At 73.5% G+C, this 13,098-nt stretch carries 12 protein-coding genes; 6 read left to right on the top strand and 6 right to left on the bottom strand.

Translation table 11 applies throughout. The features are described 5' to 3' along the window. Window positions 1–87: 87 nt before the first annotated feature. The 4 genes from KZQ38_RS08285 (at window position 88) to KZQ38_RS08270 (ending at window position 6,183) form a co-directional block, all read left to right on the top strand. Complete coding sequence (locus tag KZQ38_RS08285) at window positions 88–2,046, top strand: purple acid phosphatase family protein (protein ID WP_219440046.1); 1,959 nt, start codon at window positions 88–90, stop codon at window positions 2,044–2,046. A 74-nt stretch (window positions 2,047–2,120) separates the two neighbouring features. Beyond that, window positions 2,121–3,134: a WxL protein peptidoglycan domain-containing protein gene (locus tag KZQ38_RS08280; protein WP_219440045.1), complete on the top strand. Its 1,014-nt coding sequence runs from the start codon at window positions 2,121–2,123 to the stop codon at window positions 3,132–3,134. A gap of 56 nt (window positions 3,135–3,190) precedes the next feature. Further along, window positions 3,191–4,096, top strand: a complete 906-nt coding sequence (locus KZQ38_RS08275; RefSeq protein WP_219440044.1) for an NADP-dependent oxidoreductase — start codon at window positions 3,191–3,193, stop codon at window positions 4,094–4,096. Window positions 4,097–4,269: 173 nt separating this feature from the next. Continuing rightward, window positions 4,270–6,183, top strand: coding sequence for a hypothetical protein (locus KZQ38_RS08270; RefSeq protein ID WP_219440043.1), 1,914 nt, complete (start codon window positions 4,270–4,272; stop codon window positions 6,181–6,183). Between the two features lie 3 nt (window positions 6,184–6,186). On the opposite strand, the gene KZQ38_RS08265 is transcribed toward KZQ38_RS08270, so the two are convergent. From KZQ38_RS08265 to KZQ38_RS08255, 3 genes are all read right to left on the bottom strand, one after another. After that, a complete protein-coding gene (locus KZQ38_RS08265; protein ID WP_219440042.1) occupies window positions 6,187–6,648 on the bottom strand; it encodes a VOC family protein in 462 nt (153 codons plus the stop codon). Window positions 6,649–6,727: 79 nt separating this feature from the next. Continuing rightward, complete coding sequence (locus KZQ38_RS08260; protein WP_219440041.1) at window positions 6,728–7,249, bottom strand: hypothetical protein; 522 nt, start codon at window positions 7,247–7,249, stop codon at window positions 6,728–6,730. Between the two features lie 318 nt (window positions 7,250–7,567). Then, on the bottom strand, window positions 7,568–7,861 hold the full coding sequence (locus KZQ38_RS08255) for a hypothetical protein (protein ID WP_219440040.1): 294 nt from the start codon (window positions 7,859–7,861) through the stop codon (window positions 7,568–7,570). Window positions 7,862–8,194: 333 nt separating this feature from the next. Here KZQ38_RS08255 and KZQ38_RS08250 point away from each other — a divergent pair, with 333 nt between their 5' ends. Then, window positions 8,195–8,452 (top strand): hypothetical protein, encoded by a 258-nt coding sequence (locus KZQ38_RS08250; RefSeq protein WP_219440039.1) that lies wholly within the window; start codon window positions 8,195–8,197, stop codon window positions 8,450–8,452. A gap of 9 nt (window positions 8,453–8,461) precedes the next feature. Here KZQ38_RS08250 and KZQ38_RS08245 read toward each other — a convergent pair whose 3' ends face one another. Beyond that, window positions 8,462–9,889 (bottom strand): MFS transporter, encoded by a 1,428-nt coding sequence (locus KZQ38_RS08245; protein ID WP_219440398.1) that lies wholly within the window; start codon window positions 9,887–9,889, stop codon window positions 8,462–8,464. Window positions 9,890–10,039: 150 nt separating this feature from the next. Between KZQ38_RS08245 and KZQ38_RS08240 the strand changes: the two genes are divergently transcribed. Continuing rightward, window positions 10,040–10,930 (top strand): LysR family transcriptional regulator, encoded by an 891-nt coding sequence (locus KZQ38_RS08240; protein ID WP_219440038.1) that lies wholly within the window; start codon window positions 10,040–10,042, stop codon window positions 10,928–10,930. 10 nt (window positions 10,931–10,940) lie between these two features. On the opposite strand, the gene KZQ38_RS08235 is transcribed toward KZQ38_RS08240, so the two are convergent. Continuing rightward, entirely contained in the window at window positions 10,941–12,356 is a 1,416-nt protein-coding gene (locus KZQ38_RS08235; protein WP_219440037.1) for an FG-GAP repeat domain-containing protein, read from the bottom strand. A 59-nt stretch (window positions 12,357–12,415) separates the two neighbouring features. Beyond that, window positions 12,416–12,979 carry a hypothetical protein gene (locus KZQ38_RS08230; protein WP_219440036.1) on the bottom strand — a complete coding sequence of 188 codons (564 nt, stop codon included), beginning with the start codon at window positions 12,977–12,979 and terminating at the stop codon, window positions 12,416–12,418. Window positions 12,980–13,098 lie beyond the last annotated feature (119 nt).

Raw genomic sequence — 13,098 nt, 5'->3', positions numbered from 1 at the left:
CGGAGTTTGATGAGCGTTCCTCAACCGGCTGGGGTTGTTGTGCGAGCGTCGGCGCGCACCACCCCTAGCGAAGGAGCACTTCCCAGCATGTCTTCCCAGCAGAGACGCGGCGTCGGCGGACGCTCGCGCACCGTGGTGGCCGCCGCGGTCGTCGGGTCGGTCGTGGCGGGGGCGTTCGCCCTGGCCGGTCCGGCCGCCTCGGCCCAGACGACGAACACCAGCCGGGTCATCCTCACGCCGACCGCCACCCCGACCGACTCGCAGAGCTTCACCTGGCGCAGCACCGACGCGGCCGGCGGCAAGGTCCAGCTCCGGACCGCGGACGGCGGCGCGGTGGTGGACATCGCGGCGACCGCGGTCGACACCAGCAACCTCAACGGCGTCGACTACACGCACTACTCGGCCACGGCCACCGGTCTGACCCCGGACACCGCGTACGAGTACCGGGTGGGCAACGAGAACGACTGGAGCCGCTGGCGCCCGTTCCGGTCCGCCTCGAAGGAGGCGAAGCCGTTCGAGTTCCTGTACTACGGCGACGCCCAGATCGGCCTGGACTCCACGTGGCCGGCCGTGGTCGCCGCCGCGAACGCCAAGGCGCCGAACTCGGCGGGCAGCGTGCACGCGGGTGACCTGATCGACACCAGCAACCAGGTCCAGTGGACCAGCTGGTTCAACGGCATGGGCGAGAGCGCCGCCACCACGCAGGTGCTCGCCGCGCCCGGCAACCACGAGTACACCGGCGACGGTGCGCTGCGGAACTGGAAGATGAACTTCGAGTACCCGGCGAACCACCCCAACGTCAACAACATCGGCGCGCTGGCCGAGCGCGCCAAGGGCGACACCGACGCGGCCCGCCAGACCGCGGCGTACTTCGCCCACTGGGAGAACGTCGCCAAGGAGACGGTGTACTTCAGCGACTACCAGGGCGTCCGCTTCATCACGCTGAACGCCACCCAGAACACCGGCTACCTGAGGCCGCCGTCGCTGCCGTCGTGCGCGGTGGACTGCCCGGCCCCGGGCCCGCTGTGGGTCGAGTTCCAGGCGGCGTGGCTGGACACCGTGCTGGCCGAGAACCCGGGCAAGTGGTCCGTGGTGACCTTCCACCAGCCGGTCTACAGCACCTCGACCGGCCGTGACGAGCCCGTGCTGCGCGCCAACTGGGTCCCGGTGTTCGAGAAGCGCAACATCGACCTCGTGCTGATGGGCCACGACCACACCTACGCCCGCGGCTACAAGAACTCCGACGCCACCGAGACCCCCGGCATCACCACGGGCCCGGTCTACGCGGTGAGCAACTCGGGCGCCAAGCACTACACCCTGGCCCCGGCCGACGACAACGTGTGGACCCGCAACGGCGCCACGCAGGTCAAGCGCGGCCAGGGCGTGACCACCTACCAGGTCATCTCGGTGAACGGCGACACCGTCACCTACCGGTCCTACGTGGCCGAGAAGAAGGCCGACTCCCCGGAGCGCGAGCAGGTCGGCGACCTGTTCGACACCTTCACCATCACCAAGCGCAACGGCGTCAAGCACGTCACCGAGGCCAACGTCGAGGCCCCCGCGGGTGACGACGAGCAGCGCATCAAGGTCACCGTGCCCGAGCGCGCGCCGGGCGAGCTGGTGTGGAGCATCGACGGCGGCAACGGCGTGGTCGACCTCGGCACCGCGAAGCAGTCCGGTGACCACTTCGCCGCCACCGGTTCCCTGAACCCGGTGCGCGTCACCGACACCCGTCGCGACGCGCCGCGGTGGTCGCTGTCCGGTCGGGTCGGCGACTTCACGTCGGCCGGCAAGACGTTCAGCGGCAAGTACCTCGGCTGGGCGCCGTTCCTCGGTGAGAACGCCGGTGGCGCGGTCGCGGGTGCGGCGGTCGCGTCCGGGTTCCTCGGCGGCGACGGCCTGGCCCAGTCGGCCACGCTGGGTAGCGCGCCGGTGGGTCACGCGGACGGTTCGTCGGTCCTGCGGGCCGACCTCGACCTGCGGCTGCCGGTCAACGTGGCCGACGGCACCTACCGGGCGACCCTCACCCTGACCGCTCTCGGCTGAGTCGTCCTCTTTTCACCACCCTCGGTGGGGCGACGCGCTGCGCGTCGCCCCACCACCCCTCTGGAGAGATACCCATGCGCCGCCCCCTGTTCGTCCTCGCCGTGCTCGCCTGGATCGCGTTGACCGCCCCGCCCGGCGCGGGCGCCGCCCAGGACCAGGTGACCTGGGGGGTGCGCCCGGCCGCCAGCGCCGACCACGGCGACAGCCGCCCCAACTACAGCTACGCGGCCGACCCGGGCAGCACCGTCCGCGACGCCATCGCGATCGCCAACCACGGCGACCGGCCGATCAGCCTGCTGGTCTACGCCGCCGACGGGTTCACCACCACGAGCGGCCAACTGGACCTCCTGCCGCGTGGTGAGAAGTCCACCGGCCTGGGTTCGTGGGTGCGCCTCGCCGCGCCGCAGGTGGAGGTGCCGGCGAAGGCGACCGTGGAGGTCCCGTTCACCATCACGGTGCCCACCGACGTCGGGCCCGGTGACCACAGCGGCGGCATCGTCACCTCGTTGGCCGTGCCCGAGGCGGCGGACGGCGTGTCCGTGGACCGCAGGCTCGGCAGCCGGATCCACCTGCGGGTAGGCGGGGAAGCCAAGCCCGTGCTGGAGATCGGCGACCTGTCTGTGGACTACCACGGCACGGCCAACCCCCTCGGCCTCGGCTCGGCCACCGTGGGGTTCCGGGTCACCAACACGGGGAACCTGCGCATGAGCGGCGAGCAGACCGTGGCCGTGCGGGGCTTGTTCGGGCTCGGCGGCGGGGAGCAGAAGCTCACCGTGCCGGAGCTGCTGCCGGGCGCGCACATGGACTTCACCGCTGAGGTGGCCGACGTCGCGCCGCTCGTGCGACTGGAGGCGTCGGTGCGCCTCGTGCCGCGGGTCGAGGGCGGGGACACCGGTTCCCCGCCGGCCGAGGTGACCGCGACGGCGAGCACCTGGGCGGTGCCGTGGACGTGGTTGGCCGCGCTCGTGGTCATCGCGGGGATCATCGTGCTCGTCCGCCTGCGTGCCCGCCGCCGGAGCGCGGCGACGGAACGGCGGATCGCCGAGGCGGTCGAGGAAGCACTGCGCACGGACCGCGCGCCGAGCTGAACCGGGCGCGGGGCATAGCATCGGCCGGGCGGTGTCACCACGACAGGAAGCAGCCCATGCGCGCCATCGAATTCGCCGAGTACGGCAGCCCCGACGTCCTCCGCCCGCACGACGTCGCCGTTCCCGAGCCGGGGCCCGGCCAGGCCCGGGTCGCCGTCCGGGTCGCCGGGGTCAACCCGATGGACTGGAAGCTGCGCGGCGGTGCGATGGCCGACGTCATCCCGCTGCGCCTGCCGCACCGGCCCGGACTGGAGCTGGCCGGTGTCGTGGACGCGGTCGGGGACGGCGCGCCGGTCGCGGTGGGGGACGAGGTGTTCGGCTGGGCGCGAACGGGTTCCTACGCCGAGTTCGCGCTGGCCTCCGTCATCGTCCGCAAGCCGGAGTCGTTGAGCTGGGCGGACGCCGCCGCGCTGCCCGTCGCCGGTGAGGCCGCGCTGCGCGGGCTGCGGCTGCTGTCCGTGGGCGCCGGTGACGTGTTGCTGATCCACGGTGCCAGTGGCGTCGTCGGTGGTCTGGCCACGCAGCTCGCCGTTGCCCGCGGTGCCACCGTCATCGGGACTTCGGGCGAACGGGGCGCGGAGACCGTGCGTGCGCTCGGCGCCATCCCGGTCCGGTACGGGGACGGCCTGGTGCGGCGGGTGCGTGACACCGGGTTGCGGGTCGACGCCGTGCTCGACGCGGCGGGTTTCGGTGCGCTGCCGGACTCCGTGGCGTTGCTCGGCGGGACCGAGCGGATCGTCACGCTGGCCGACCCGGCGGCGTTCGAGCTGGGGATCACGTTCTCCGGTGGTGAGCCCGGCGACCAGAACACCGGTGTCCTGGCGGAACTCGGCGACCTGGCCGCGTCCGGTCGGCTGGTCGTGCGGCACGCCGCCGCGTACCCGCTGTCCGAGGCGGCGCGTGCGCAATTCGAGAGCGCCGGCGGCCACAGCGGTGGCAAGATCACCCTCCGCGTCGGGTAGCGGTGGGCGTGCGGTGCTGGGCCGGATGGCCCACCGGCGCCGGGTGATGGGGGTCGGGAGGAAGTTTCCGGTCGGGCAGACCGCCGGATTGCGGGACACGGGACCGCCTCAGCCGTCAGCATTGGATCACCGTCTCGACAGGCGCTCAGGACGTGCACCCGGAGAGGACCGCAGTGAACCAGTCGACGCCCGACCCGGAGGGCTTGCCGCCCGCCTCGGCGACCTCCCCGGCACCCGCGCCGGAGCCCGCGGGTACCTCGTCGGGGCCGCCGACCCCGCAGGAGATCGCGCCCGCCCCGGCGGAAGGGCCGTCGGCGGCCGGTTCGCCGGCGGCCGGGGAACCGGCCGCAGTGGAGTCGGCCGCAGTGGAACCCGCCGGGGTGGAATCCGCCGGGGTGGTGGACGAGCCGGTGGCCGCGGCGGAGGAGCCCGCGCGGGAGGAAGGGCGTGCCGCCGCGGAGGAACCGGCGGCCGGGGTGGAAGAGCGGGCCGTTGGCGCGGAAGCCGCACCCGCGGAGCCGGAACCGCCGGTCGGGGTTCCGGCTCCGGGTTCCGCGCCGGCGGGTGATCCGTGGGCTCCGGGTGCGTCCGAGGCGACCGATGCGATGGCGACGCCGGCGTACGGCATCCCGGTCGTCCTGCCGGTGGCCAACGCCGGATGGCAGCACGGCGAAAACCCGCCGGTGGCGGCGGAGGCGCCGGTGCGGGTGGTCGACCCGGCGGCTGCCGCGGTGGGCAACGCCTCGTTGTTCGGCGTCGGCTACCTGCTGCTGGGGCGCAAGCGGCTCGCGTTGTTGGCCGGGGTGATCACCCTCGCGTTGGTGGTGGTGCACGTCGCGGCGGTTCGCGCGTTGTGGTTGGAGATCGTCATCGTCCTGTGGTGGGTGGCGATGATCGCGCACGGGTGGCGGCTCGCCCGCGGGAGCGGGTCGGGTGCCGCCGCGCGACGGCAGCGGGTGATCGCGCTCGCCACCGCGGTGCCGGTGTTGCTGGCGGTGGGCTTCCTGCGCTTCGACGCGGCCGGCATCGAGGGTGACTCGGTGGCGGCGCGGGACGGGGGTGACTGCGGGCAGGCGGTGGCCGCGGTGGACCGGTTGTGGTTCGGGCACCGGGTCGCCAACGCGCCGCTCACCGTGCGCGGCGAGGACACCGTGCGGGCGTGCGGGCGGCTCGACGCGGCGTCCGCCCAGCTGCGCACCGCCCTGACCGGCGACACGAACGCCCTGGAGAACGGGTTCACCGGGCTCACCAGGGCGCTGGCCGAGCTGCCGGGTTACGAGCGGGTCGTGGACCGCGCGCTGGACGGCTTCCTGTCCGCCCTGCCGACCAAGGACGCCTGCGACACCAGCGACCTCACCGAGTGGCTGCGCGAGCGCGGCACGAAGGGCAACGCGCTGGACCGGGCGAACGAGGTGCTGCCGCGCGTCGCGCCGGCGGCGTTCGTGCAGTGCGGTGACGACCTCATGTCGGCGTCCTCGTTCACCGAGGCCCGTGACCGTTACCAGGAGCTGCTGGACCAGTACCCGAACCACGAACTCGCGCCCAAGGCCAAGGACGGCGTGCAGAAGGCTACGTGGGCGATCGAACTCGCCAACGTGCGCGCGCTGCTCGCCAGCCCGTCGGCGGACAAGCCGAAATACTGCGACGCGCCGGCACCGTACAGCGCCGCCGCGCCGTACGGTGCGCAGAGCCCCAACCGCGCGTGGGTGGCCGGCACGAACGAGCACACCAAGCGGCTGCCGGGCGACTGGCTGGTGAGCGACGTCGCCAACGCGACGCTGGTGATCTGCGCCGGCGCCGTCGCCCACGGTTCGGTCAAGGAGACCTGCACGTACCTGTTCTCGGGGACCTTCAGCGGGGAGAAGGACGTGTCGTTCCACCGGATCGCGATCCCGGTCCGGGCCTTCGAGGTGAAGACCGGGCGGCTGGTCGCGGAGACCACGCTGGAGATCGACGGCGAGAGCTGCCCGGCGGTGGTCAACTACACGACGTTCAACCGGCTGGACACCGGACCGGACTCCGACATGTACGTGACGGCGTCCGAGGGCGACGTGCACGGCGCGTTCAACTCGCTGATCAACCCCTGACGCTCAGTCGAGGCAGAACTCGTTGCCCTCGGGGTCGAGCAGCACGATGAAGCCGGCGCTCATCGGCGGTTCGGGCTCGTGGCGGCGCACCCGCGTCGCACCCAGCCCGACCAGCCGCGCGCACTCCGCCTCCAGCGCCGCCATCCGCTCGTCGCCCTGGAGGCCGGGTGCGGCGCGGACGTCGAGGTGCACGCGGTTCTTCGCGATCTTTTCCTCCGGGACGCGCTGGAAGAAGATCCGCGGTCCGCGTCCCTCGGGGTCCTCGATGGCCGACCTGGTGTCGCGCTGGTCCTCCGGCACGCCGATCCGCGCGAGGAAGTCGTCCCAGGCGGTCAGCGGGTCGACGCCCGCGGGCACCTCCACGCCGGGCGGGCCGGGGTGGACGTAGCCCAGCACCTCGCACCAGAACCTGGACAGCGCGCGCGGGCTGTGTGCGTCGAAGGTGACCTGGACGTGGCGGCTCATCGGAGTGCTCCTCTGGCGTGGTGCGCGGTATTCCGCATGTCGAGGCCACCCTGACACCCATCGCGGACAGGTACGGTCCTCATTTGTGGTCCGGGAGCGGTCCGACATCCGAGTGGCGCCCCGGGACCCGCCCCGCGTGCCGCTGACCGGGTCCCGGACCCCGGCGGGCGGCCAGCGCGTCGGCCACGAACCCGGTGGCGAACGCGTAGACCGCTTTGTGCAGCACGTCCACCGCCAACTCCTTCCGGGGCCAGGTCTGGGGCGGAGCGCCGACGCCGGTCGCGTTCTCCAGGATCTGGTCGTTGCTCAACCGGACGGCGGTGAACATCGCGGACGCGACCGGTCCGCGCACGCCCGCGTTCGCCATCAACGACCGGATCACGCCCGCCAGCGCGCCTTGACCGAAGTGCATCGCGAGGTTCGTCGCCCTCGACGGCCCGCCCGGTCGCTCAGGCATCCCGGCCAGCCGCTCCAGCACCCTGGCCGGCACGTAGGAGTCCGGCCGGCCGGTCAGCCGCTGCTCGACCTTCTCGCCCAGCGTCATCACCGCCGTCCCGACGGTCCCGGCGACCAACCCCTGCCACAGCGCGTGTTTCAGCATGACCGGCGAGTACCCGCGCCACGGGCCCGCAACCACCGGGTCCCCTGTGGACGAACACGGTGGATGTGGGGCTCGCGGGCGAGGGGTCTGCGGGTGCGGTGGTCGCGGGGCTCGCGGGCTGGGGGTCTGCGGGTGCGGTGGTCGCGGGGCTCGCGGGCTGGGGGTCTGCGCGTGCGGTGGTCGCGGGGCTCGTGGGCGCGGCTGGGCGAGGGCGCTGCGGGCGCGGTGGTCGCCGGGCTCGCGGGTGTGGCCACGCGGCGTCTCTGCCGCCGTGGGAGCGCTTCCCCGGTCGGCCCCCCGGTCGACCCCCGGTCGGCCCTACGGGCGCGGGTGGACGCGGCGCCACCGGCGACCGCCGCGCTCGGCGCGCGGGGTCGTGGCGGCGGCGCAGCGGGGGCACAGCCGCAGGTCCGCCGGAGCGGTCCGGGTGAGCCAGACCGCGTCCGCCCACGGCACGTGCGGGAAGCGGCCCAGACGGCTGCGGCTCAGCGCCTGGCCGCACAGCGTCTGGTTCGAGCCGGGGGTCCAGGCGTGCACGTCGCCGGACGGCTGCCGGACACCGTCCTCGTCGACCTGCTCGCTGGACGCGGCGACCCGCGGCTGCGTGCTCACACCGCTCGGGTACCCGCACGCCGGCCGGGTGAGACGTAGAACACCACGAACGGGGAACACCAGCGGCCCGCGCGCCGTTGTGCAGGGTGGTCGGTGCGGTCCGTGTCCCCCGGGCCTCATCTCATAGCCTTCGCGGAATACCGTTCGGCTGGAGCCGCGTCGTGCCACTCGCCGAGAGGCGACCGCCGCACCGACCACCTTCTTCACGAGGCCCCCCACACGTTCGGGTGGAGGTCGGCGAAACGCGGGTCGCGCCCGGCGCACGTGGCACCCGAGGGTGGACGAACCGAAGCGCTGGACACCCGCCCGGCACACCTCATGAGGAGGCACGTGATGCGGTACTTGATCGCCTCCATGGCCATTGCCGCGCTGACCCTGCCCGGGGGCGTGGGCGCAGCGCTTTTCACGACCCGCCACGCGTCCCCACCGGAAGCGAACCGCTGGGAGCACATCGCGACCTACCACGACGAGCCGCTGTGCACGTCCACCGGGCGCAGCGGGGTGGAGAGCGGTGCGTGGGCCGAGTACGCCGCCGTCTTCAACGAGGACTACGGGGCGTGGGACCTCCACGTCCTGCTGATCGGCTCGTGACCCGGCCCCTCACCCGGAGCGCCGACGTCGGGACAGCGCCGACTGCGCGACGACGAGCCCGCCGAGCACGAGCACGGACACGCCGATCACCCGGAACCCGGCCTCCGTGGCGGTGGTGAAGGCGGTGATGACGTCGTGCGCGCGGTCCGGCGGGGACGTCGCGAGCGCCTGTGCGACGGTCTTCGGGTCGTGACCGGCACGGAGGTCGGGCGGTAGCGCGGAGGCGAACCGGGCGGTGAGCACCGTGCCGATCACGGCGACGCCGAGCGCGCTGCCGAACTCGCGGGTGGTGGCCTGCAACCCGGTGGCCACCCCCGCCCGCTCGGGTGGCAGCGACCCGGCGATGACACCGGAGAGCGTCGGCAGCGCCAACGCCACACCGGTCCCGGTCACCACGAGCCACGCGGCGTACGCGAAGTACGGCGTCCCCTCGTCGCTCGTGGACAGCCCCAGCAGCCCACCGCCGACGAACGCGAACGCGAGGGCGATGGTGGCGTCGAGGCCGACCCGGCGCACGAGGCGGCCGACGTGCCGTCCGCCGATGATGATCGGCACGGTCAGCGGGATGATCCCGAGACCGGCCCGCAGCACGTCGAAACCCTTGCCGTACTGGAGGAACGACGCGTTGACGTAGAACAGCGCGAACATGCCGAAGAAGATGGCGGTCATGCCGAGGCAGGCGTTGCGCAGCGCGGGCACGCGGAACAGGCGGGGGTCGAGCAACGGGTGCTCCGCCCTCAGCTCCACCACCACCCACACCACGCCGAGCACGGCCGCGCACCCGAACCCGCCGACGACGATCGCGCTGCCCCACCCCGCTTCCGGGCCTTGGACGACACCGATGAGCAACGCCACCGACGCGCCGACCAGCAACACCGCCGCGAGCGGGTCGAGGTGGCGTTCGTGGCGCGGGGAGACCGGCGCGACGCGTCCCGCCAACGCGGCCAGGACCAGCGCGGCCGGCAGCGCGGCGGCGAACAGCCACCGCCACGACCCGCCCGACAGGACCAGCCCGCCGCCGACGTTGCCGACGATCCCGCCGATCCCCGTCATCGCCGCCCAGGTGGCGATCGTCGCGCCGTTGCGCTCGGCGGGAACGGCGTGCAGCAGCACGGCGAGCGTGTTGGGCAGCACCGCCGCGGCGCCGATGCCGGTGACGGCGCGGCCGACCAGCAGGACGGCCGCGTTCGGCGCGGCCGCCGACACCGCCGCGCCGACCGCGAACAACACCAGGCCGGTGAGCAGGACGCCCTTGCGCCCGAACCGGTCGCCGGCCGCGCCGCCCGGTATCACCAGGCAGGCGAAGAAGACCACGTAGGTGTCGACGATCCACACCAGCACCGACGCGGACGGGTGCGGGTCGCTCGCGGCGAGCATCGGCACGGCCAGGTTGACCGCCGCGACCATCCCGATGACGAGCACCACGCAGGCGCACATCACCGCGGTCAGACCGCGTGGCGTGCTTCGCCGCGGCGACCGGGCACGGTCGGCGCGCAGAACGTTCGATGGCATGGGGTCGACGCTAGGGACGGGCACAGCCCTCGTGCCACGCAACTCCTGGAAGGGACACTTGCGTACGCTGCAACTGTGCCTGTGGACCTCAACCTGCTGCGCGTGTTCGACGCCCTGCTCCGGGAGGGCGGTGTCACGGCGGCGGCGGAGCGCCTGAACCTGTCGATACCAGCGACCAGCCGGGCGCTGGGCAGGCTGCGGCGGGCGATGGGCGACCCGATCCTGGTCCGCGCCGGTCGCGGGATGACGCCGACGCCGTTCGCGCTGCGCGTCGCGCCACGCGTGCGGTCCCTGCTCGACGAGGCGTCGGCGCTGGTCAACGACGACCGGGGGATCACGCCCGCCGAACTCGACCGCACCTTCACGATCCGCATCAACGACGGCGTGGCCGCGACCCTGGCGGCGGCGGTGGTGGAGGCCACCGCGGCGGTCGCGCCGGGTGTCGTCCTGCGCTTCGTCCCGGAGGGCGGCGAAAGCGCCGAAGCACTGCGTGACGGCACGGTGGACCTGGACATCGGCGTCGGCGACGGCACCGCGCCCGACATCCGGTCGGCGCCGCTGTACCGGGACCGGGTGGTCGGGATCGTCCGGGCGGACAGCCCCCTCGGCCGCCACCGCCGCCCGACCCTGGCGCAGCTGTGCCAACACCCCCACGTCTCGGCGTCCCGCCGCGGTCGGGCACGCGGACCGCTGGACGACGCGCTCACCGCGGCGGGCCTGCGACGCCACGTCGCGGCCGTGGTGCCCACCTCGGCCCTCGCCGCGCTTCTGGTCGCCTCCAGCCACTACGTCGGACTCGCCCCGCAACGCCTCGCCGAGCAGCACGGCCGCGCCCTGGGCCTGCGCTGGTTCCCGGTGCCCGCGCCGCTGCCGGAGGTCGAGGTGCGGTTGTCCTGGCACGCGCGGTTGGACGCGGACCCGGCGCAGCGCTGGCTGCGCGAGACCGTCCGCGAAGCGCTCCGCTGACCGCGCGGGGTCAGTCGAGGTCGGCGAAGTGGACGCGGGTGTGGTCGGTGGTGTCGACGGCGCCGATGGTGGTCGGTGCGGCCCACTGGGCGGCGAACGCGTTGGTGTTGCGCCAAGCGGTGAGCGAGCCATCCGGTTCGACGCGCACCAGGTCGGCCTTGCCGTCCGCGTCGAGGTCGGCGAACACGACGCGGGTGTGGTCGCCGCCGCCGATCGCGCCGACCGCGCCGGCCGGGTGCCACTGGCCCGCGAACGCGTTGTTGTTCCACCACGCGGTGAGCGTGCCGTCCGGGTCGACCCGGATCAGGTCCGCGTGGTTGTCGCCGTCCAGGTCGGCGAGGTGGACGCGGGTGGGGTCCGCGCCGCCGGTGCCGCCGACGGCGGTCGGTGCGGCCCACTGGGCGGCGAACGCGTTGGTGTTGCGCCACACCGTGAGCGTGCCGTCGGGCTCGACCCGGATCAGGTCGGCGCGGTTGTCGCCGTCCAGGTCGGCGAAGTGGAGACGGGTGTGGTCCGCGCCGCCGACGCTGCCGGCGGTGACGGGCGCGTACCACTTCCCCGTGAGGGCGTTGCTGTTCCACCACGCGGTCAGGACGCCGTTCGACCCGATCCGCACCAGGTCGGCCCGGCCGTCGCCGTCGAGGTCGGCCAGGCGGAGGCGGGTGTGCTCGGTGGTGTCGACGCCGATGTCCGCGGGCGCGTGCCACTCGCCCGCGAACGCGTCGTCGTTGCGCGTGCCGCTCAGCACGCCGTCGGCGCCGACCCGCACCACCTCGGCGCGGCCGAAACCGACCAGCGAGGTCCACAGGTGCCGCGTGATCGCGACCGCGTCGTCGGCTTCCACGCCGTACCGGTACCGGTACTGCGCGGCGGGGCGTTGGACGTCGGCGGCGACGTCGCCGATCAACGCCGTGCTCCAGGAGCTGTTGGGGTAGAAGCCCTGCATCACGTCCAGGAACTTGTTGGTCGCTATCGGCGGGTCGGTGCGCTCGGCGAAGCTGCCCCACGTGGCCCGCTGCTGGAACAGGCCGACCGAGTCGAGGTCGCCGCCGTCGAGGTTGGCGATGCTCGTCTCCACGATCGTCGTCGCGATCGCGATCGCCGCGGCGCGCTCGTTGAGCCCCCGGGCCTGCACCGCCTGCACGACCGCGCGGGCGCAGGAGATGTTGTAGGCGTTGAGGTAACCCCGCATCTTGTTGCGCAGCACCGGGTTCAGCGCGGTGGCGGCCTCCTCGTCGGCCGACGTGGGCCCGTCCGGCGCGCACGGCAGCGCGGTGAGGCTCGCGCTGGAGTTGACCTGCGTCGGCCAGATCTCCTCGGGGTCCGTCGCCGGGTCGGCCGCCGCGCCGGTCGTGAACCCGCCGAGCAGGAGCGCCATCGCCACGGCGGGTGCCAGGCGGGCGACGGGTGTCGTCTTGCGGTGCACGCTGCTGCTCGTTTCCGGCGGGTCGCCTGTTCGGTGGTCCGGTCGATCCCGGCTGGGGGCTAAGCCCCGGGCGTTTCGATGATGTTCTTGTAGCGCCGGGGGAGGAACGTGTCGGCCCACTCCCGGCTCCACACGCGCTGCTCGGTGACGTGCGCCTGGCCGCGCTCCTCCCAGACGACGGGCTGCGTCCGCGCGGCGTCCGACCAGCCGACGAACAACGCGATGTGCTGGACCTCGTTGTCGTGCCGCCACAACGCGTCCCCGGTCCGCAGGTCCGACCTGTCGACGGCGTCCATGAACGGCCGCAGGGTGTCCGTGGTGTAGCTGGCGTCCATGCCCCACGCCATCGAGACGTAGCCGGAGCAGTCCTGCCGGTAGGTGCCGTGCTGGTTGGTGTGGTGCTGCTGCTGGCTGTACGGGACGCGCTCGTCGATCCACGACCGGGCGCGCTCGCGCACCGCGGCGCGGCTGATCGGCGCGTTCCCCGTGACGACGGCCGCCGGCCGGTCGGAGCCGCCGGGTGACGCGCTCGCCGGCGGCGCGCCGGTGGTCGCCGCGGCGGACGCCGCGATCAGGGCGACTGCCGCGCCCACCCTGCGGGCGTGCGCCCAGTTTCCGGTCATCGCTGGTCTCCTGCCGGTCAGGTGCGTAGCCGTGCCATGCCACGGTAGGACTGTCCTCACCGGACCGTTCGGATTTCCCGTGGCCCACGTGGGTGATTGTCGGGTTCTTTCAGGTGTAC

The sequence above is a fragment of the Saccharothrix obliqua genome (assembly GCF_019375475.1).
In the GTDB taxonomy this organism is placed as follows: Bacteria; Actinomycetota; Actinomycetes; order Mycobacteriales; family Pseudonocardiaceae; genus Actinosynnema; species Actinosynnema obliqua.
The sequence above is the reverse complement of the archived record's forward strand: the minus strand, read 5'-3'. Positions and strand labels throughout refer to the sequence as shown.